Here is a 21,466-nt window from a genome sequence, read left to right as displayed (position 1 = left end):
CATGCGCTGTAGAAATGGTAATTCCACGAGCGCGTTCCTCTGGCGCTGCATCAATTTGGTCATAGGCTTTAAATTCACCAAAATATTTCGTAATCGCTGCTGTCAAAGAGGTCTTCCCATGATCAACGTGACCAATCGTTCCTATATTAACATGCGGTTTCGTGCGTTCAAACTTGCTCTTTGCCATTTGAGCTCTCCATTTTCCATCCAAACCAAGGACTAAGTTAAAATTAATGACCTAAAAAATTACGCGTACTTCTTCTGAATCTCCAAAGCAACAGCCGAAGGGACTGGCTCATAATGATCAAATTGCATTGTATATTGTGCACGCCCCTGACTCATAGAACGAAGACTATTCACATAACCAAACATATTTGCCAAAGGAACCATTGCATTCACCACTGTAGCAATACCACGAGCCTCGGTGCCTGAAATTTGACCGCGACGAGAATTAAGATCACCAATGACATCACCGACATAATCTTCTGGAGTTACAACCTCCACCTTCATGATTGGCTCAAGAAGCTGCGCACCAGCCTTCTTCGCTCCATCACGAAAAGCTGCACGAGCGGCAATTTCAAAAGCCAACACGGAAGAATCAACATCGTGATAACCACCATCGATCAGAGTTGCTTTTACACCAAGCATAGGGAACCCTGCAAGAGGACCTGAACCCATAACACTCTCAATCCCCTTCTGAACACCAGGAATATATTCCTTTGGAACCGCACCACCAACAACTTTCGATTCAAAAACGAAATCATCACCATCATGAGGTTCAAAAATAATTTTCACACGAGCAAACTGCCCTGCACCACCGGATTGTTTCTTGTGCGTATAATCAATCTCTGCCATTTTGGTAATCGACTCACGATAAGCAACTTGAGGCTGCCCAATATTAGCCTCAACCTTAAACTCACGCCGCATACGATCAACAATGATATCAAGATGAAGCTCCCCCATTCCAGCTATAATAGTTTGCCCTGATTCCTCATCAGATTTCACACGGAACGATGGATCTTCAGCAGCCAAGCGATTGAGTGCAATACCCATCTTTTCCTGATCCGCTTTTGTTTTGGGCTCAATCGCAATTTCAATAACAGGTTCTGGAAAATCCATCCGCTCCAGAATAATAGGCTTTAGAGGATCACAAAGTGTATCACCTGTTGTCGTTTCCTTAAGTCCTGCAAGAGCGACAATATCGCCAGCAAATGCCTCCTCAATATCCTCACGAGAGTTTGAATGCATTTGCAGCATCCGCCCCAAACGTTCTCTCTTTCTCTTCACTGTATTTTCAAGGGAAACGCCCTTTTGAACTTTACCAGAGTAAACACGACAAAAAGTTAATGACCCAACAAAAGGATCATTCATAATCTTAAAAGCAAGCATAGAAAGCGGAGCATCATCTGAAGATTCACGTGTTGCCTCAGACTCCGTTTTCACATCTACACCCCTAATCGCCGGAATATCAACTGGAGAAGGAAGATAAGAAACAACCGCATCCAAAAGCGGCTGCACACCTTTATTTTTAAAAGCTGTACCACAAAGAACAGGATGAAACTGGACCCCTATTGTACCCTTACGAATAAGAGCAATAAGCTGTTCATCAGTTGGCATAACGCCCTCAAGATAAGCCTCCGTCGCTGCTTCATCAACCTCCACCGCCATTTCAATGAGTTTTTCGCGATATTCTTCTGCTTTCTCTTTCAAATCAGAAGGAATTTCACTTACCACCGCCGAAGCACCAATGGAACCATCCCATTTTAATGCCTTCATCTCAATAAGATCAACAACACCTTCAAAATCATTTTCAGCACCAATTGGCAACTGCAAAACAAGAGCCTTAGCCCCCAATCGCGAACCAACCATTTCTACACTACGATAAAAATCAGCGCCTATTTTATCCATTTTATTAACAAAAACCATACGCGGCACGCGATATTTCTCAGCCTGCCTCCAAACAGTTTCTGTCTGAGGCTCCACACCAGCATTTGCATCCAACAACGCTATCGCCCCATCAAGAACACGCAAAGAACGCTCAACCTCAATCGTAAAATCAACGTGGCCTGGTGTATCTATGATATTAAAACGCCGCTTACGACCATCACGCCCCTCCCAAAAGGTCGTCGTCGCAGCAGATGTAATCGTAATACCACGTTCTTGCTCTTGCGCCATCCAATCCATCGTAGAAGCACCATCATGAGTTTCTCCGATTTTATGGTTCTTACCTGTATAGAACAAAATACGCTCAGTCATAGTGGTCTTACCAGCGTCAATATGCGCCATAATACCAAAATTACGATAATCTTCAATTTTATATTCGCGAGCCATTCTATTTGCCTTAAGTTTTAAACATACCTACCAGCGGTAATGAGAGAATGCACGATTAGCTTCAGCCATACGATGCACATCCTCACGCTTCTTTACTGCAGAACCACGATTATTGGCCGCATCCATTAACTCACCAGAAAGACGATTAATCATTGTCGTCTCATTACGCCCACGTGCCGCTGAAATTAACCAACGAATAGCAAGAGCCTGACGACGATCTGGACGAACATCAATCGGAACCTGATAAGTAGCACCACCAACACGACGCGAACGAACCTCAATATGAGGAGCAACATTCTCTAACGCCTGATGAAACAGAGCCACAGGATCTGTTTTTACTTTCTTCTCCACAGCGTCAAGCGCACCATAAACAATACGCTCAGCAACTGACTTTTTACCATCAAACATAATGGCATTCATAAACTTCGTAATAACCAAATCACCAAACTTGGGATCTGGATTAATTTCACGCTTTTCTGCTCTATGACGACGGGACATCGGCTTTGTCTCTCAATATTATTTTGGACGCTTCGCGCCATATTTTGAACGACGCTGTTTACGATTCTTGACACCCTGCGTATCAAGCAAACCACGAATAATGTGATAACGAACCCCTGGCAAATCCTTCACACGACCACCCCGAATCATAACAACAGAGTGCTCTTGAAGATTATGCCCTTCTCCAGGAATATAACCAATCACCTCAAATCCATTTGTCAAACGGACCTTAGCAACTTTTCGAAGCGCAGAATTCGGCTTCTTCGGCGTTGTTGTATAAACACGTGTACAAACACCACGCTTCTGCGGATTTGATTGAAGAGCAGGAACCTTATTGCGCTTAACCGGCACAACACGTGGCTTGCGAATCAACTGGTTTACGGTAGGCATGCAACCTTCCTCTTTTCGATTTACGTTTGTCTCGCCCTTTTGGGCTCTCCTAGTTTTCATCCATTCCGATAAAATCGGAGCAAATATCTAAACTCACACACAAAATCGGGCAGCACTGCTAAAAACAGTTTACCCGATCACAAGCAGAGAAGGCACTAGCCTTTTGCACTAGCATTTGCTTTTAATCTTTTAAAACCTGTTTGAGTGACTCTTAGGATAAAAATGAAATCTCTAAAACCACTCTCACATCAGCTCTGTATCTTCTAATAGCGAGAACACATACATTCGTCAAGAACTAAACACCAGAAAGTTTTTAAAAATGAAAATAAATAAAATTTTAACACTTTAATTTAGCTTTTTTCAGGAGTTCTTGATAAATGAAATCCTCATAGTAATATTTCTCTCATACAAAAAAACGCGATACATTATAACTTAACGTAACACATTGTTGGGTATATCTATTAACATTGGAAAGTAGCAGTTTAACTTGCATAGATATTGAAGATGAGCACCATGAAAATAGTAACCTGGAACATTGCTGGAATCAAAGCACGACATGAAACATTATATCAATGGTTACAGCAAAATCAGCCCGATGTAGTCTGTCTACAAGAAACAAAAAGTACCAATGAGAACTTTCCACGTAATGCAATTGAAGGATTAGGTTATCATATAGAAACACACGGACAAAAAAGTTTTAATGGCGTTGCGATTCTTTCTAAAAAAACACCTGATGAAGTTATCCGGCGCTTACCAGGTAATGATAATGATGAACAAACACGCTACATTGAAGCCGTTTATTCAACCAATAAAGGCGTTATTCGTGTTGCATCCCTCTATCTACCAAATGGAAACCCTATCAGCAGTGACAAATATCCTTATAAAATGGAATGGATGGAAAGATTATATACCCATGCAAGATCATTGCTTGCATATGAGGAACCTCTTATCTTAGCTGGTGATTATAATGTTATTCCCACCCCTTTGGATGCAAAAAAACCTCAAGAGTGGAATCGTGATGCCTTATTTCTTCCCCAAACAAGACAGGCATTTCAGCGCATTACTCATTTAGGTTTTTACGACGCTATTCGTAATGTCACAGATACCCCTTCATTCAGCTTCTGGGATTTTCAAGCTGGTGCATGGCGTAAAAATAACGGGATTCGTATTGATCACTTTCTCTTATCACCAGAAGCTGTCGATCAACTTATTTGCGCCTATAGCCAAACAGAAGTAAGAGGATATCAAAAAACATCGGATCATATTCCCATTTGGGCTCATTTTAATTTCAACTAAAAGAGTAAAACACCTGATTTTATTTAAAGTAAAAAAATATCCCACCTAGAATATAAATGTGCTACACGGTGTGTGAAAAGACATTTAAATAATAAAACGAGAACAAGAAATCATACATGAATGGAGGACATAATGAAAAAATCATTGTTAATACTTATTGCAGCAACTGCCTTTGGACTAACAAGTGTTGTACATGCTGAAAATGATACACTTGAGAAAATAAAAAGGACAGGAGAAGTCACCCTAGGTGTCCGAGAATCATCAGGTTTGGCCTATGCCCTAGGTAATAATAAATATGTAGGTTTCCACACAGAAATGGCAGAGCATATTATCGACGATATTTCAAAAAAAATTGGTAAACCGATCAAAATTCATTATCTCCCTATCACATCACAAAATAGAATCCCTCTTTTAAAAAATAGTACCTATGATTTTGAATGTGGCTCTACAACAAATGATGTCTCCCGTAGTAAAGAAGCCGCATTTACTTATACCACTTACATTGAAGAAGTTCGAATCGCCGTAAAGAAAAACTCCCACATTAAATCTCTTGCCGATTTAAATGGAAAAACAGTTGCAACAACCACCGGTACAACATCTGTTCAACTTATCCGTAAAAATAAACGTGCAAAAAATATTCACTTTAATGTTGTAAAAGGTAAAGACCATGGAGACAGCTTCTTATTATTAGAATCTGGTCGTGCAGACGCATTTGTTATGGATGCTTCAATTCTTGCAGGCCATATTGCCAAATCAAAAAATCCATCTGATTATGTGATCCTTGATCCAATACTTTCAGTCGAACCCATCGCTTGTATGCTGCGATTAAATGACAAAAACTTTGAACAAGCAATCAACGATAGTATCGTGCACCAAATCAAAGACAAATCACTTGAAAAACTTTATGATAAATGGTTTATGAAACCAACTCCGCCTGCCAATACTATTGTCAACCTTCCCTTATCTAAAGCAACAAAATATGCTTGGGAACATCCAAACAATAAGCCTCGGGAAAATTATACAGAAAACAGTTTATAGAATTTTTAAAAACAATAACCACACTCTTTGAAAATTCAGTGTGGTTATGTTTTAGTTCATTTTTCAATAAAGTTTGCTTGATATAAAATGGCTGATTTATTGCTCTGTTTGTAAACGAATCAATTTAGGAAATATCAATCAATGGACTTTTCTTTCCTTTGTAGAGATGATCTTACTCAAACACTGGTAGCAGGATGCTTTGGGACTCCTGGCGTAAGTCATACTTATTTAGATACACTGCTCGATGGCTTGAAAAATACAATTTTATTGTCCGCCTTTTCATTAATTTTAGCTGTATTCTGTGGTGTTATTATAGGAACGATGCGCACTTTACCCAATACCTCCATAATCAATCGTATATTACGCGCTATCGGTAGCATATGGGTAGAAATCATGCGTAATATTCCTTTGCTGGTACAAGTGTTTTTATGGTATTTCGTTGTGCCTAAGGTGTATCCGCCAGCGATGAATTTTTCACCTATTCTCTTAATAACATGTGCCTTAGGATTTTTTACATCCGCCCGTATTGCAGAACAAGTCCGCTCAGGTATTGAAGCACTTCCTTCTGGACAACGTTATGCAGCTATGGCAATGGGATTCACAACCTATCAAGTTTATCGCTATATCATATTACCGCGTGCTATACGTACAATTATGCCTCCGCTTACTTCAGAAGCAATGGGCATTGTGAAAAATTCATCTATAGCATTTGCAGTTTCAATCAATGAACTGATGCAATTTCAATACCAAACAATCGAAGAAGTAAGTCATGTTTACGAGAATTATCTTATCGTCACGATTCTCTATATCCTTATAGCTCTCTTTGTGTTCATTATTATGACAATAATTGAACACATGCTCAAAATCCCTAATTTTCAAACAGAGGAACACTGAATATGACAGATTTCATAAGCTCCCAGTTTGGATTTTCTTCTTCTTTCAATTTTTCAGACTTTGATTTTTCATTTTTTACTTTTGATATATTCTGTTCTTATATTCTATCAGGTTTACTCTTTAGTGTTTTTCTAACCCTTTTTGCCACAATATTAGGACTTATTTTTGGTACACTCTTAGCAATGATGCGGCTTTCTTCTGTAAAACTGCTCTCTTGGCTTGCAATAATTTACATAACTGCCATGCGCTCAATACCGCTCGTGATGGTTATCTTATGGTTTTTTGTGCTTTTACCTTTCCTAACTGGAATATCAATCGGTGCAAATAAATCAGCACTCATTACCTTTACTGCATTTGAAACTGCTTATTTTGCCGAGATTATGCGCGCCGGCATAAATTCTGTTTCACAAGGACAAAAACAGGCGGGGCAAGCTCTTGGAATGACGTATTGGCAGAATATGTACATTGTCATTCTCCCCCAAGCCTTTAGAGACATGCTGCCCGTTTTTTTAACACAAGTCATTATCCTCTTTCAGGATACAACGCTTGTTTATGCAATTAGTGGCAATAGCCTCTTGAACGGTTTTGATATTGTTGCTAACAACTTTGGCGTAAAGCAAGAAGCTTATGTCTTAGCAGCTATTTTCTATTTTGTTATCTGTTTTACACTATCGCAGATAGTCTTGTATTTACAGAAAAGAATATCTATTATCCGCTAACAGGAAAAAAAATGTCTACGCATATGATTGAAATAAAGAATGTTTCCAACTGGTATGGCGAAGTTAATGTTCTTAAAGACTGCACCACCAATATTAACAAAGGGGAAGTTGTTGTAGTTTGTGGTCCGTCTGGTTCAGGAAAATCAACACTCATTAAAACAATTAATGCTCTTGTTCCTTTTCAAAAAGGTGAGATTTGGATTAATGGAACACCCGTTCATTCAAAGAAAACGAATCTACCTAAATTGCGCAGCCACGTAGGAATGGTATTTCAGCACTTCGAACTTTTTCCACATTTATCCGTTACAGAAAATTTGACCATTGCACAAATCAAAGTTTTAAAGCGCAACAAAAAAGAAGCGCGTGAGCGTGGTTTATTGTATCTTGAACGTGTTGGACTCATCGAACATAAAAATAAGTACCCTGGTCAACTTTCTGGAGGGCAGCAACAACGTGTTGCTATTGCTCGGGCCTTAACTATGGATCCACTCGTTATGCTTTTTGATGAACCAACATCTGCTCTAGATCCTGAAATGGTAGGTGAAGTGTTAGATGTCATGATCAGCTTAGCAGAAGAAGGTATGACGATGATTTGTGTAACGCATGAAATGGGTTTTGCACAAAAAGTCTCTGAACGTGTTATTTTCATGGATCAAGGAAAAATTCTCGAAGACTGCTCATCTAAAGAGTTTTTTTCTAACCCACAATCTAGAACACCAAGAGCACAGGACTTTTTATCTAAGATCCTTAGTCATTAATTAGGTGTTATTTCAAAAATTCTCTCTATTACAGAATCAAGCATAAAAATGATAATTTTTAGATTAAAAACTAAAGAAGTATTGCTGTCGAATATTAAAAAATGATTACTTTTTATAATATTAGGGAACAGCAAATGCCGTACGTTTCTCAAATTCATTACAAATGAGCAAAAGCACACTCTTGCAGAGAAGCAATCTAATTTCGATCTTTTTCTTTAGTTTTTTCATAGGCTGCTGTTAACATACGGTGCCAAAAGCTGTTTTTCCTTCCTGATGAAGCAGAATATTTCCAAGCATCGGCTTGAGCAGGAGAATCCCTTTTCTTGCTGAAACCACCATGCTGCTTGCAGAAGATTTTTCTCTTCTCCCTTTTCTCTTGAAAAACCTTTTTCCTACATAATATTGTGCTTTAGGACTTCAATAGTTCACTGCAGTCTACATATAGAGGAGAGCAGCATAAGACGGATTAGATTTTTCAGGTGATTGAGGAATACCTTTTTTATATAGCGCGCAAGTTTAACCAATGTATCAGAAATATAACTCTCATCCTCTGAACTAAGATCAGCACTTTTTTCAACAACATAGGCAAAAAATTGTATGCCTTATAATCATCTTCAGGAGCACCATAACCCTTCACATAGATACAACCAAATTTCCAATTTACACCAATATTTACCATATTGGCTGCATAACGTAACGCTAAAAGTGCCTTGATCTATTTATTCCCCCATTAAAAAACGCCTTAAATAGTATAAAATTTTACATGTATCACTGCTCTAAATCACAGTGTTTTTATAATACAATAGGATAATAGAAACGCACAACCTCATAAACGTAAAAACACTATAAAACTGCATAGAGTTTTTATTTATAACATCAGTAAGAGAACACTGAAAGTTTCAATGGAAATACAGAAAAACGCTCTTTACAAGAAAACATAAACAGACAACATAATAATACGAAGTAAATACAAAAGCAGTAGAATAAAAAAGCGCAACTATGTCAATCGCTCTAAAGCAACAGATATTTTCTTCTGCGCGGTACGCAATTCTACAATTCTGTTACGCTCAGCCTCAATAATTTCCGGTCTTGCATTTTCTATAAACTTAGGATTATCTAATTTAATCGATATTTTTTCAATATCTTGTTCAATTTTACTAACGTCCTTCCTTAAGCGAGCACGTTCAGCTTCCAAATCAATTAATTGCCCCAATGGTAAACAAAAAATCGCCTCTCCCAAAATCATTTGCGCAGAAACAGCTGGAGTTTTATCAGAGAAATCAATTGTCTCAATACGTGCTAACTTTCTAAGAAGAGCATCATAACGTTGCACACGCTTCTGCGTTAGTGCGCCGCCCTCTACAATAACAAGAGGTGCTAGCGTACCAGCCGGAATATTCATTTCAAAACGTACAGATCGAATTTCACTGACAACATCAATAAGCCAATTAATATCAGCAGCAGCTTCTTCATCTACGAATATTTCCTCTGGCCATGATACTAAAGCCAGCATATCCTCACGCTTCATACTTGGTGTTTCTGTAAGAGACCACAATTCCTCCGTCATATGAGGCATAAAGGGATGAAGAAGCTTATAAACCTGATCCAAAACCCAAGCAGTACATGCCTGAGCCTCACCTTTAGCATCCTCATTGGAACCTTGAAATACTGGTTTGAGAAGTTCCAGATACCAATCACATAAGGTATGCCAAATAAAACGATAAAGTGCGCTAGCGGACTCATTAAACTTATAATTTTCAATGCCAGTAGTCACTGCCGAAACAGTTTGAGAGAGCTCTGTTAAAATCCAACGATTAAGTGCAAGTTTTGCTTTTTCTGGCTTAAAAGCTGGATCATGCTTAACACCATTCATCTGTGCAAATCTGGTAGCATTCCATAATTTGGTAGCAAAATTACGATAGCCTGCAACACGGGAAGGATCAAGTTTAACATCCCGCCCCTGTGCTGCCATAATGGCCAACGTGAAACGGAGAGCATCGGCACTATATTGATCAATGAGCTCCAAGGGATCGATAATATTCCCCTTTGACTTTGACATCTTTGCCCCCTTCTGATCCCGAACGAGAGCATGCACATAAACCGTTGGAAAAGGAACATCCCCCATAAAGTGAAGCCCCATCATCATCATACGAGCAACCCAGAAAAAGATAATATCAAATCCTGTAACCGATAGAGATGTTGGATAAAAGGTAGCAAGTTCCGTGGTTTTATTTGGCCAGCCGAGTGTTGAAAAAGGCCAAAGAGCGGATGAAAACCACGTATCTAAAACATCTTGATCACGGGTTAATTCCACCCCTTCACCATAATGAGAAACAGCAGAAGCCAAAGCTTCTTCTTCACTTTTTTCAACAAAAACTGCGCCATCAGGACCGTACCAAGCTGGGATCTGGTGTCCCCACCATAATTGACGCGAAATGCACCAGGGTTGAATATTTTGCATCCAATTGAAATAAGTTTTCTTCCAACTATCGGGAACAAATCGCGTTTTTCCTTGCTGAACAGCCTCTATTGCGGGTTTTGCTAATTCTTCAGCATGAACATACCATTGATCTGTCAAGAACGGTTCAATCGGCACCCCACTGCGATCTCCATGAGGAACAGTGTGCGGATGATCATCAATAGCTGCTAAATATCCTTTTTCTTCCATCAAGGAAACAATCCGACTGCGTGCAACAAAACGATCAGCTTGATCTAAGTTTTCCACTAATAGATTTAATTCATCAGATAAAGTTAAACCATCAAAAAACGCCTCATTCTCACGCAGGAAAATCTCCGCTTTTTTTGTAAAAATATTGATCAACCGTAGATCATTGCGCTGCCCTACTTCAAAATCGTTAAAGTCATGGGCTGGTGTAATTTTTACAGCCCCACTTCCCTCTTCAGGATTTGCATAATCATCACCAACAATCAATAACCTACGACCAACAAGGGGCAAAAGAGCATTTTTCCCTATAAGATTTTTATAACGATCATCTTCAGGATTAACTGCAATTCCCGTATCACCAAGCATTGTTTCTGGCCGTGTTGTCGCCACTGTTATAAAAGTTGTAGCATCATTGGGATCAAAAATCTTACCTTCAAGCGGATATCGAAAATGCCACAAATGGCCTTTGACTTCTTTTTGCTCAACTTCAAGATCTGAAATAGCCGTTAACAATTTAGGATCCCAATTAACAAGGCGCTTATCCTTATATATCAATCCCTGCTTATAAAGCGTAACAAAAACTTCACGAACAGCCTCAGACAACCCCTCATCCATTGTAAACCGCTCGCGTGACCAATCACAGGAAATACCAAGACGACGCAACTGATTTGCAATAACGCCCCCAGTTTTGTGACGCCATTGCCAAATACGTTCAACAAATTTTTCTCTACCCATTTCTTGACGCGTTGGCTCTTGACATTCTGCAAGTTGACGCTCAACAACCATTTGCGTAGCAATCCCAGCATGATCCATGCCAGGTTGCCACAACACATTCTTGCCACGCATTCGCTGGAATCTAACCACGATATCTTGAATTGTCGTATTCAGTGCGTGCCCCATATGAAGGGAACCGGTAACATTGGGAGGCGGAAGCATAACGCAAAAAGGTTCAGCATCACTTTTTGAACCCACACCCGCTTCAAAAGCACCACGAGCCTCCCACCTTTTTGCAACCCGTTGCTCTATAGAAGCAGCATCATAGTTTTTTTCTAGCATTCCACTCACCCATAACGCCGCTGAAAAATACAAATATCCGTTCTAAAATGTGATCAGACTTATCTAAAAAGCTCAACTAACTATCTCACGTCCAAAGCCGCAAAACTCTCATAAAATAAAATGGAAATCACAAAAACGATAAAGAACAAACAATTAAGACGACTTCTTAATAGCTTTAACAATCTCTTCACGTAAAATATTCTCAAGCAAAACTGGCAATTTACTTTGTAACCATTCTGCTATAGCCGGACGCAAAACATCTTTTGCAATCTTCTCAGCAGAAGAAAGACAATATTCAGATAATTCGCCATGACCAACTGCCGTATTTTCTGACTGTGTAGCATATGCCTCATTACTATATTCTTTTGCTTTATGAACAGAGCGCTGCTCTTCAGAAGAAAGCTTTACCTTTTGCATATCCACGCCAACCGTATTATTTTCTGCCTCTATATTCTCTTTCTCTTGCGTTAAAGAAAAATCTTGATTCTCAGAAGAAAGCCCGATGCGATCAGCCAAAGCTTTCATTGCATCATCAACTGATAAGGTCGTATCATAAATACTTTCTGAAGCCACGGACGCACGATCTGTAGAAGCATTTGCTACAACATCGCCATTTAAAAAATGCTCAGGTTGAACCGTATTTTCTTCGATTATTTCACGAATAGATGTCAAAATCTCATCCATACTCGGCTCACGTAATACACTTGAACTCTGTACCATACTTTAAAACCTCTCAAAGACGCAACCATAAACAGAATCACACTCTATAGTGTAAGCAAAAGAATCATAAGATCAACATGCCTCGTACTATATTTTCAAACGTGATTGTCACAAAGAAGGCACTACACACAACTTTATTCATAAAGCGCTCTCTTTCTCAACATGCTTAATTCTCAATTTATTAAGCTTTTAAAGCTGAAAAATTATTTGCAGATTTAAAATTACTTTTAGGCATTAACGAACATATTTTACCATTTTAAAACCTAAATAATCCGCAGTCAGTTTACCAATGGAAGATTGAACACTATAGCTAGCAATAAGAGCATTACGTTCTGCTTTTGCAAGCGCAATTTGAGCGTTAATGAGTTGTGTCCGAGAATTTAATACATCCAATGTCGTTGCCTGTCCCACACGATTTTCTTGAACACGCCCTTTAAGAGCAATTTCAGCAGCACGTACACTCTCACGATAAGCGATAACAGAGGCGCGTGCCCCTTCTAACTGAAACCAAGCAGACGTGAGGGCTTGTCTTATATTACTATGAGCTAAATCAAGCTGAAGATGTGCCTGCCCAAGTTGTTCCTTAGATTGACGAATTTGCGCAGATGTACGCCCACCCTCAAAAATTGGAACACTTAACGACACCCCTATTGATTTAGAAACACCATCCTCCCCAGCACCACTGTAAATCCGATTATAAGATGCTGTTGCAGAAAGATCGACTTTAGGAAGCAATGCCCCTTCTTTTGCTTTTACATTGTAAAGGCTCGCATCAACCAAATATTTTGCATAAAGAATTGCTGGATGCTGTACAACGCTCATTTGATAAGCAACATCAAGATTGACCGGCAAATCTTTTGCCATAGATGGATGTGTTAATTTTTCAGGATCAGAACCAATAACTTGTCGATAAACGGCCTCAGCTGATTTTACATCAGCACGTGCAAGGCTAAGCTCTGAAACAGCAACCGAACGTGCCGCTTGTGCTTGAGAAAGATCAACACGCCCCCCTTCTCCCACATCAAACTTTGCTTTATCCGAACGAACTTGCTCTTCAAGAGCTGCCAAATTTTCTCTACGAAGATCAGCAATACGACGTGCTTGATAGACATTCGCATAGGCAGTTACAGTGTCGAGAAAAGTATTCTGTTCAACATTACGAAGATATTCACGCTGTGCTTGCAACTTAACCTGAGCTGAAGAAAATGTATTTTGTGTGACAAAACCATCAAATAATCTTTGATTCACCCTTATACCTAGAGATCCAGAAGTAGTATAAGCTCCCATCATGGGCTTGCTTCGCCCATAGCTTCCAATTCCTTCAATTTGTGGCAAGAGCCCAGAACGTGCAATAACCACATCATCACTTGATATACGCACAGCAGCACGTTCACTATTCAACTTGGCATTGTGCATATAAGCTTTAGCAAAAGCATCCATCAATGTTTCAGCACAAACCGATCCTGATAATAGAATATTTAAAACCAGCAACACACATGCCTGAAATTTCTTGTTTACTTTAAACACCATACACACAACACGAATCCCACATTCATTAAAATTATCTTTTATTTACATACAAAACAAACACTAAAATATAAAATCAGGCCTTTTAAAAAAACGAGCAAGAGGTTTTACCGCAAGATTAAAAGCACGACGCGATGCAATAATCCCATCTTCTTTTACATAGATTCGTGCAACACCCGAATTACCGCATCCTTCAACCACAACAAGACGTCCTTGCTCTTTCATTTGCTCAAAAAAACTCTCTGGAATAAAATCAACCGCACCCTCGATAAAAATCAGATCATAAGGTCCCCCAATAGCGTATCCCTTTTCTAAATCTTCATGAACTACAACCACATTATCACACTGATTACGCTTTAAAGTCTCAGCAGCTTGTTCCGAAAGATCTTTATGACTTTCTAACGCAACCACAGTTGCCGCGAGTTTTGAAAGCAATGCAGCACAATAACCACTATTAGTACCAACATCTAAAACAATATCGGATGATCTTACAGCAGCAAGCTGTAGCAATTTTGCCAAAGAAGCAGGACGCATTGAATAGCCTGCAGATAGTCCATTCTGCGCTGGACACACAATAATGTCCGTATCAACATAACTTAAAGCTCTCATATCTTCTGGTACGAAATCTTCACGCGGTACCATTAAAAACGCTTCAAGAACTGATAAATCCGTTACATCAACTGTACGAATTTGATTGTCAACCATTTTGCGGCGAAGCTCTGCAAAATCTGCAACCATCACGACTCTCTTCTCCCACATACAATAAGACTACAACAAAACGGCGATAGTGAGAACTTTAAATACCTTACTGTGGGTGTTACAAAAAAGCACACTATAGTCAACAATGAGATTCTAACCGCACCATTTTCCTGATAAAGCACTTTACCATCAAGAGCAGCTATTTATTTTCGTATTTTACCCCTAAAAGCCATTTTGTTTAAAATTGGCTGGAGGCCTCGCCCGGAATCGAACCGGGATACAAGGATTTGCAGTCCTCTGCGTAACCATTCCGCCACGAGGCCTCATTAAACATATCAAGTGTCAATAAGGGAAGGCAAAGCATCCGTCAAGAGAGAGAAATCTTCTCTGTTCTTTTTTCCTCTCCTTCTGCAATTTAGATATTTTTTTTAAAAAAAGCAATTTTGTACTTTGCAAATCAACAATGCTTTGCTATAGCCCTTGCAATTGAGTAATTGGGCACCGTGTTCCCCGGTAGCTCAGCGGTAGAGCAACCGGCTGTTAACCGGTTGGTCGCTGGTTCGAATCCGGCCCGGGGAGCCATTCTGTTTATTATTGCGTATAATACATTGTTTTTATTAATGTTTTTAAAATATGAGAGATTCTAGAATATAACTTAAGAGAAGAAATTTTTCTACTGGATACTTTGAATAAGGTGTTTTTTTATCGGCTTTCTCCTGTAATTCTTTAAACTTTTCCGATCTGTTTGGAAAATCTCTTCAAAGTTATAAGGAATATATTCAAAATCTTATCACTAAACGAATCAATTTAAACAAGAGCAAAGCTATACTTTCAGATGTTATTCCTATGCAACCTAATAAAAGATATCTGTAGTTTTAAAAACTATCGAATAATCAATCTTATCCTGATTCAAAGACCATCCTTAAAATGTAAATTGCACCGCACAACATTCTATTCTTTAAATTTCCATACCTATTAAACAAAGATCAAAACCCATCGATATTATCAAGCATTAAAATAGAACTGTAGTTAAGTGAAATTTTTATCAGTCACCAAATTCTCTCCACTATAAACTCGCATAGAAAATAAAATGCACCTTTTTCTTATTAAAGGGAACTTACCTTTATGCAAATTTTTTAAATAGGAGCTTCACCAAAGAGTCTAAAAAGGGAGTTTTTAAAGATGTCTCTACAGCATATGATGAAAGAAAATGCCTTTTCAAAATATTCATTCCACGAGATATCCAAACGATTGCTATTTCTAGAAAACAATAAGAGCCTCTCTGACTTTGGCAAGAGCGTTGTTTGGTATTTCTCTTGCTTTCATTTACATTGAGAAGAAATAGAAAAAATTAGCATAGAATTTCTTCTCAATATTTTACTCAAGCTGCCTTTTTTACTGATTTACGGCAATGAAAAGGCTTTGCACGCTTTGTTACTGCTTTTGCTTTTTTGTGTCTTTCATTGGGAGATGAAGAATTTTTACCCTGTAACTGTTTAGCTTTATTTTTATGATTTGAAAATTTCTTTTGGCGTTTAGATTTTCCAAAACGAAGTTCCTTATCGTTTTCTTTTTCCCCACCTTCTAATATAACCGGCTTTGCAGGAAATTCAGCAAACTGTTCTGGAACAGATTCACGCACTAATCGCATACGAATCAAGCGTTCTACAGCACGCAACCGCGCTCCTTCTACTTCTTCATCAAAAAGTGTGACTGCTTCTCCCGATGCACCATTGCGCCCAGTACGACCAATGCGATGCACATAACTTTCTGCTTCATCTGGTAAATCATAATTAATAACGTGGCTTATTCCTGGTACATCAATACCGCGTGCAGCAATATCTGTTGCAACAAGAATTCGTACAGCTCTTTCACGAAAAGCTTTTAGTGCAGATTGACGAGCACTTTGTGATTTATTTCCATGAATTGTCGCAACTAAATAACCTATTTTTCCCAGACTCCGTGTGACAGCATCAGCGCCGTGTTTTGTTCGAGTAAAAACAATAACCGAAGCAAAAACTGGATTCGTCAAAAGTTTATTTAAAACATTCTTTTTTTCACGCGTAGAAACACAGTATAACTTTTGAGTGATTTCAGCAGCAGCCGTTCCTTGAGGAGCAACCTCTATTTTTACTGGATCATTGAGCAAATTCTTTGCAAGAGCAATGATCTCTTTCGGCATTGTCGCAGAAAAAAGTGCTGTCTGATGCTCTTGATGCAACAGCTTTGCGATATGCTGTACATCATAAATAAAGCCCATATCTAACATACGATCTGCTTCATCTAACACCAAAAAACGAGATTGAGAAAGATCAACACATTTTTCACCAACAAGGTCTCGTAAACGCCCAGGTGTTGCTATCAAAACATCCACACCTGCTGCCATGCGCTTAATTTGTTTTAAACGTGATACCCCCCCCAAAACCAGACATGTTGAAAGATGTGTTCCTTTCGAAACAGCACGAATTGTTTCATCAATCTGAACAGCAAGTTCACGCGTAGGAGCCAAAATTAAAGCGCGCGCAGTTTTAGGACAACGTTTATCTCCCAAGGACAAAATCTGACTTAAAATAGGTAAGGCAAATGCCAAAGTCTTTCCAGAACCTGTCTGAGCTATACCTAAAATATCTTTTCCTTTCAAAATCATTGGAATAGCTTGTTCTTGTATAGGTTTAGGTTCATTTATCCCAGCAATGAGTAAATTTTTAAGCAAAAAAGCAGGCAAACCTAACTTAGTGAAAATATTTTCTTGTTTGATATGCAAAATAAAATCTTTCCTTAAGCTTAAGAGCTCTAAACAAGCAATAAGCTAAACTCTCTTCCTCAAGAACCCGCGCAAGAGAAGTCTTGATATATTGAATTCGTGAAGCAACGCTCAAATAAGCGCTTTGCGCACCCCATGGGTACCCTAAAACAAAGTAAAGGCATATAAATCTTTACTTTACAAACAGGCCGCTAACCAGCCCAAATACCTTCGTTGTTATTATTGTTGGATTATGACAAAAAAGCAAGGACTTGACAAAAGTTATTTAATACGAACAAAAAACAATGTTTAAACAATCTATTTCTTTATTACGATTTCCTTTGGTAAATGTAGGTTATTAAAATCGGGATAAATTTCTAGAAAAACTGGATTTTGTACAGTCTTCTGACCACCATAGATTAAATACCACTGCATTTTATCAAAAATTGCCAAAGTTTTATATTCAATGATGCGATCTTTCGTTTCAACCCTTGTTGGAATCAAAGCATAAAAAGTACCATGGGCAGCTTGCAAATAATCGATATTTGTTTCATCTAAATGATAAGCATCAGCAGGCAAACTTTCAAATTGAACACGCAATTGTTCAAGAAACTTATTTTGTAAGTTACTCTCTGTTGTATTCAATCGACGCGCCATTTCTTGATAAAGCCGATCAGGCATATAATGAGAAAGAGATACAAAGTCCCCATTTTTTACGGCATGATTGGCATCAACAATTAATCTTGAAAGCTCAGCTTTTTGTGTTTCGGTTGGCTCAGATGCTAAACTCTGTTGACCAACATTTAAAAACAAAAACAGACTCAGTACAAAATAAAAAATAGACTTCATTTTTATGTCTCTTTTTTCAGTAAAAATTTCAATGTCTCAAATGACAAAATCAAACAATGTTTGATCATCAGTAATATCACGATAGCGCCAACCTAAATCTTGAAACTTTTCTTCTAAGAGACGAAAATTATTATATTTTTTTGTTTCAATGGCAATCAATACAGAACCAAAGCTTCTCGCCGATTTTTTAAGGTACTCAAAGCGCACAATATCATCATCCGGTGATAATGTGGCAAGAAAACTACGCAATGCACCAGGATGTTGTGGAAAACTAAAAATAAAATATTTTCTCAATCCTTGAAAACGCAGAGAACGCTCTTTAATCTCTGGCAAACGCTCAAAATCAAAATTACCTCCTGAAATAATCAGAAGGATTCTTTTGCCTTTCAACTCTTGAGAAGAAAGACTGTTAAGAGCATCAATGGATAAAGCACCCGCCGGTTCAAGAACCACCCCTTCGACATTAAGCATTTCAACCATTGTAGAACAAACACGATTTTCAGGAACTGTAATAACAGAATCAGCTGCAAATTGCTTGAGTATTGTGTAATTCAAAGCACCAATTTCAGCGACAGCAGCACCATCTACAAATGTATCAATGTTTTCAAGCTTAACTCTTTCTCCACTTTCCAAACAGGCAAGCAAACTTGCAGCTCTTTGTGGCTCAACAAAACGCAGCTGCGTTTTCCAACCATATTCATGCAAAAACTTACTCACACCACTAGCCAAACCACCACCTCCGACCGGTACAATGATGAGATCTGGCTCGCTGTCCCCATTGAGTTTTTTCCATTGCAAAACAGCCTCACAAAGAACTGTTGCCTGCCCAGTAATAATGCGAATATCGTCAAAAGGTGGTGCCATCACCCCCCCACTTTCTGTAGCAAAAGATTGTGCAGCCGCATAACATTGATCGAATGTTTCACCAACGAGACGAATATCAATAAACTCTTTGCCAAAAATACGCGTCTTCTCTATTTTTTGTTGCGGAGTCGTCACAGGCATAAAAATCACGCCTTTACGTTTAAAATAGCGGCAAACAAAAGAAACCCCTTGCGCATGATTCCCTGCTGAAGCACAAACGAATGCAGCATCTGACGATATCTTACCTAACATTTCTGAAACAAAATTAAAAGCACCACGAATCTTATAAGACCGTACTGGCGTTAAATCTTCACGCTTTAAATAAATTTCAGCATCATATTTTTGACTAAGAAAGTCATTTCTTTGAAGTGGTGTTTCAGCAAACACATGATGCAAAGCTCTCATAGCTTTCGTTACGTCTCCAATAAAGTTACTCATAACACCAATCATTTCATGTTTCGTTCATATTATTAAGGATCCTTCTAGCGATAAAGGCAACTATTGTCAGTTAAAATCTATCCCAAACGAAAAGTTTTTCTTTTATCATTAATTCTTGATTCAATAAAAAATATAGCTTATGAGAGAGCTCTTATCGCGGACGTGATGAAAACGGTAAACATAGCAGACTTAAAATCTGCCGGTCTAAGACCTTGCGGGTTCAAGTCCCGCCGTCCGCACCACGATATGTGGATTTTCCCTTATTTTCCAATTCGTTAAAGTTATTGAGAAACAATCTTTAAGATTACTTAAAGTAGTGCTATGGTAATATGCAAAAGAAATTGTATATGGAAAAAGCGAATCATCCCTTCTCTTAAAAAAGTATTTTTGCCCTGCCTTATAATCTAAAAGAGCTTTATTCTACACAATAGAAACTCAAATAACTCTGCTTTAGCTGATCTCCATCATTCAAATAACCATTCCAAATTTTTAACGCACCCTTTGCCATAAAGAGAATACTCACAGTACAAAAAGAATAAAGGTCCTATCTTGGATAGGACCTCTTAAGCCATTTTAGTCTCACAAAAATTAAAATTTGTAAGCTATTCCAGCACGAAAGTCATTCGTCTTATACTTAATTTCAATCTCGTCATTAAATTTCGCTTTACCAAAATCTGAGTAACGATATTCCGCACGCACAATAAAATTATCTGTTATTGCAAAATCAATACCACCACCGAGCGTATAACCAATCATCGTCTTTTTAACATCTGATGTCCTATTAAAAGGATCATCTCCTGTAATTGACATAGACAAGATATCTTGAAACTGCCCATAAGCAACACCACCAGCTATATAAGGCATTATACGCCCTGTAGAAAATCCAACACGCACCCGTGTGGCGCCTGTCCATTTTTGCTTCAAAGTATGATTAAAAGTTGCACTATTTTTTTCTGCTGCTGTCCGATAAACTCCAACAGCTCGGACTTTTACAACTCCTGCCTTTTTGCCGCCACTGTCATTCGATTCAGTACCGTTTTCTCCAGTACCGTTTTCTCCATTACCGTTTTCTCCATTACCGTTTTCTTCAGTACCAGATTCTTCAATACCCTGTTCATCATTACCAGATTCTTCAGTCTTGGTAATTGTATCTTTTTTGTCAGTCAAAATGATATCCGTATCAACTCCCCAAATAAAATTATTACCAAGATCAAAATTAAAACCAGCATAAAGACCACCTATAAATCCTGAAAGTTCAGGCAGATACTTTTTTTCAACTGGTATCCACGGCTTACTTCTAGCTTCGTTATCAGGAAAGAGAGGAATATTAACATCAGGTGTCATTGCAGAAATTTTACTCGAAAAACCACCAATCTGGGCTCCAAAATAAAAACCTGACCAAGAAAAAGGTGGGAGAACAACAACTGATGAAGCAGCATGTATCGGCTCTTCAGGAACCACCACATCCGCTGCCTGTACTATAGAAGATGAAACCAAAGAAAAAACAGATGCTGTGACAAATTTTGTATTCATAAAATTATACCCCATTGCTAAATTCAAACATAATCAAAAATCACATTAGAAGAACAAAGTGTTATAAAATCTTATGCCGCAAAATTATATGTACTCCTTTATAGTTACACTGGAGCTCATCATTACATCAAATTTTAAGATTAGCAAATAAATTTTAATTACTTTTAAAATGTCAGTAACAATCAATACTTGATATCGTAAAAATTTATCATAAATATTTGTTGTATTTTTTTGAAAAAACAAACTATTGAATTAAAATAAAAGAACTTAAACATTCCATAACTTATCTTATTGAGAAATAATTTAAACGATAAAGATCACTGTTAAAAAAATAATTATATATATTTACATTCTAATATTTCAGAAAAATACAACAAATTGAAAAATTGTTTTATAGTTCATAATCTATATTTAGAACTAAATATAATTATTAAATATTTATAAAATT

At 38.1% G+C, this 21,466-nt stretch carries 17 protein-coding genes and 3 tRNA genes; 7 read left to right on the top strand and 13 right to left on the bottom strand.

Annotated features, from left to right (window positions below):
- From PVV68_RS07345 to rpsL, 4 genes are all read right to left on the bottom strand, one after another.
- On the bottom strand, window positions 1–187 hold a 187-nt coding region (locus PVV68_RS07345; protein WP_273720848.1), incomplete at its 3' end, for a GTP-binding protein.
- A gap of 59 nt (window positions 188–246) precedes the next feature.
- Window positions 247–2,331: an elongation factor G gene (gene fusA, locus PVV68_RS07340; RefSeq protein ID WP_273721161.1), complete on the bottom strand. Its 2,085-nt coding sequence runs from the start codon at window positions 2,329–2,331 to the stop codon at window positions 247–249.
- Between the two features lie 27 nt (window positions 2,332–2,358).
- Window positions 2,359–2,829: a 30S ribosomal protein S7 gene (gene rpsG / locus PVV68_RS07335; protein ID WP_273721159.1), complete on the bottom strand. Its 471-nt coding sequence runs from the start codon at window positions 2,827–2,829 to the stop codon at window positions 2,359–2,361.
- Between the two features lie 18 nt (window positions 2,830–2,847).
- Window positions 2,848–3,219 carry a 30S ribosomal protein S12 gene (gene rpsL / locus PVV68_RS07330; RefSeq protein ID WP_005865042.1) on the bottom strand — a complete coding sequence of 124 codons (372 nt, stop codon included), beginning with the start codon at window positions 3,217–3,219 and terminating at the stop codon, window positions 2,848–2,850.
- A gap of 513 nt (window positions 3,220–3,732) precedes the next feature.
- Between rpsL and xth the strand changes: the two genes are divergently transcribed.
- From xth to PVV68_RS07305, 5 genes are all read left to right on the top strand, one after another.
- Window positions 3,733–4,515, top strand: coding sequence for an exodeoxyribonuclease III (gene xth / locus PVV68_RS07325; RefSeq protein ID WP_273721154.1), 783 nt, complete (start codon window positions 3,733–3,735; stop codon window positions 4,513–4,515).
- A 132-nt stretch (window positions 4,516–4,647) separates the two neighbouring features.
- Entirely contained in the window at window positions 4,648–5,553 is a 906-nt protein-coding gene (locus PVV68_RS07320; RefSeq protein ID WP_273721152.1) for a transporter substrate-binding domain-containing protein, read from the top strand.
- A gap of 141 nt (window positions 5,554–5,694) precedes the next feature.
- The gene (locus PVV68_RS07315; protein ID WP_273721150.1) at window positions 5,695–6,447 is read left to right on the top strand and encodes an amino acid ABC transporter permease; all 753 of its coding nucleotides are present in this window, start codon (window positions 5,695–5,697) and stop codon (window positions 6,445–6,447) included.
- Between the two features lie 2 nt (window positions 6,448–6,449).
- Window positions 6,450–7,166 carry an amino acid ABC transporter permease gene (locus PVV68_RS07310; RefSeq protein ID WP_273721149.1) on the top strand — a complete coding sequence of 239 codons (717 nt, stop codon included), beginning with the start codon at window positions 6,450–6,452 and terminating at the stop codon, window positions 7,164–7,166.
- An 11-nt stretch (window positions 7,167–7,177) separates the two neighbouring features.
- Window positions 7,178–7,924: an amino acid ABC transporter ATP-binding protein gene (locus tag PVV68_RS07305; RefSeq protein WP_273721147.1), complete on the top strand. Its 747-nt coding sequence runs from the start codon at window positions 7,178–7,180 to the stop codon at window positions 7,922–7,924.
- Window positions 7,925–8,921: 997 nt separating this feature from the next.
- Here PVV68_RS07305 and PVV68_RS07300 read toward each other — a convergent pair.
- The 5 genes from PVV68_RS07300 to PVV68_RS07280 all read right to left on the bottom strand — a co-directional run bounded on the left by PVV68_RS07300 (window position 8,922) and on the right by PVV68_RS07280 (window position 14,914).
- Entirely contained in the window at window positions 8,922–11,645 is a 2,724-nt protein-coding gene (locus PVV68_RS07300) for a valine--tRNA ligase (RefSeq protein WP_273721145.1), read from the bottom strand.
- Window positions 11,646–11,798: 153 nt separating this feature from the next.
- Window positions 11,799–12,365 carry a DUF2497 domain-containing protein gene (locus PVV68_RS07295; RefSeq protein ID WP_273721143.1) on the bottom strand — a complete coding sequence of 189 codons (567 nt, stop codon included), beginning with the start codon at window positions 12,363–12,365 and terminating at the stop codon, window positions 11,799–11,801.
- 234 nt (window positions 12,366–12,599) lie between these two features.
- On the bottom strand, window positions 12,600–13,895 hold the full coding sequence (locus PVV68_RS07290) for a TolC family outer membrane protein (protein WP_273721141.1): 1,296 nt from the start codon (window positions 13,893–13,895) through the stop codon (window positions 12,600–12,602).
- A 60-nt stretch (window positions 13,896–13,955) separates the two neighbouring features.
- The gene (locus tag PVV68_RS07285; RefSeq protein ID WP_273721140.1) at window positions 13,956–14,630 is read right to left on the bottom strand and encodes a protein-L-isoaspartate O-methyltransferase; all 675 of its coding nucleotides are present in this window, start codon (window positions 14,628–14,630) and stop codon (window positions 13,956–13,958) included.
- 210 nt (window positions 14,631–14,840) lie between these two features.
- Window positions 14,841–14,914, bottom strand: a tRNA-Cys gene (locus tag PVV68_RS07280).
- Window positions 14,915–15,098: 184 nt separating this feature from the next.
- Here PVV68_RS07280 and PVV68_RS07275 point away from each other — a divergent pair.
- Window positions 15,099–15,173: transfer RNA gene (locus tag PVV68_RS07275), tRNA-Asn, on the top strand.
- 799 nt (window positions 15,174–15,972) lie between these two features.
- Here the strand turns inward: PVV68_RS07275 and PVV68_RS07270 are convergent.
- The 3 genes from PVV68_RS07270 to ilvA all read right to left on the bottom strand — a co-directional run bounded on the left by PVV68_RS07270 (window position 15,973) and on the right by ilvA (window position 19,497).
- Window positions 15,973–17,355 (bottom strand): DEAD/DEAH box helicase, encoded by a 1,383-nt coding sequence (locus PVV68_RS07270; protein ID WP_273721139.1) that lies wholly within the window; start codon window positions 17,353–17,355, stop codon window positions 15,973–15,975.
- 297 nt (window positions 17,356–17,652) lie between these two features.
- Window positions 17,653–18,183 carry a hypothetical protein gene (locus PVV68_RS07265; protein ID WP_273721137.1) on the bottom strand — a complete coding sequence of 177 codons (531 nt, stop codon included), beginning with the start codon at window positions 18,181–18,183 and terminating at the stop codon, window positions 17,653–17,655.
- A gap of 36 nt (window positions 18,184–18,219) precedes the next feature.
- Window positions 18,220–19,497: a threonine ammonia-lyase IlvA gene (ilvA, locus tag PVV68_RS07260; RefSeq protein ID WP_273721135.1), complete on the bottom strand. Its 1,278-nt coding sequence runs from the start codon at window positions 19,495–19,497 to the stop codon at window positions 18,220–18,222.
- Between the two features lie 144 nt (window positions 19,498–19,641).
- Here ilvA and PVV68_RS07255 point away from each other — a divergent pair.
- Window positions 19,642–19,727: transfer RNA gene (locus PVV68_RS07255), tRNA-Leu, on the top strand.
- A gap of 346 nt (window positions 19,728–20,073) precedes the next feature.
- On the opposite strand, the gene PVV68_RS07250 is transcribed toward PVV68_RS07255, so the two are convergent.
- Window positions 20,074–21,018, bottom strand: coding sequence for an outer membrane protein (locus PVV68_RS07250; RefSeq protein WP_273721133.1), 945 nt, complete (start codon window positions 21,016–21,018; stop codon window positions 20,074–20,076).
- Between the last annotated feature and the right edge of the window lie 448 nt (window positions 21,019–21,466).

This window comes from Bartonella sp. ML69XJBT (genome assembly GCF_028618515.1).
In the GTDB taxonomy this organism is placed as follows: Bacteria; Pseudomonadota; Alphaproteobacteria; order Rhizobiales; family Rhizobiaceae; genus Bartonella.
The sequence above is the reverse complement of the archived record's forward strand: the minus strand, read 5'-3'. Positions and strand labels throughout refer to the sequence as shown.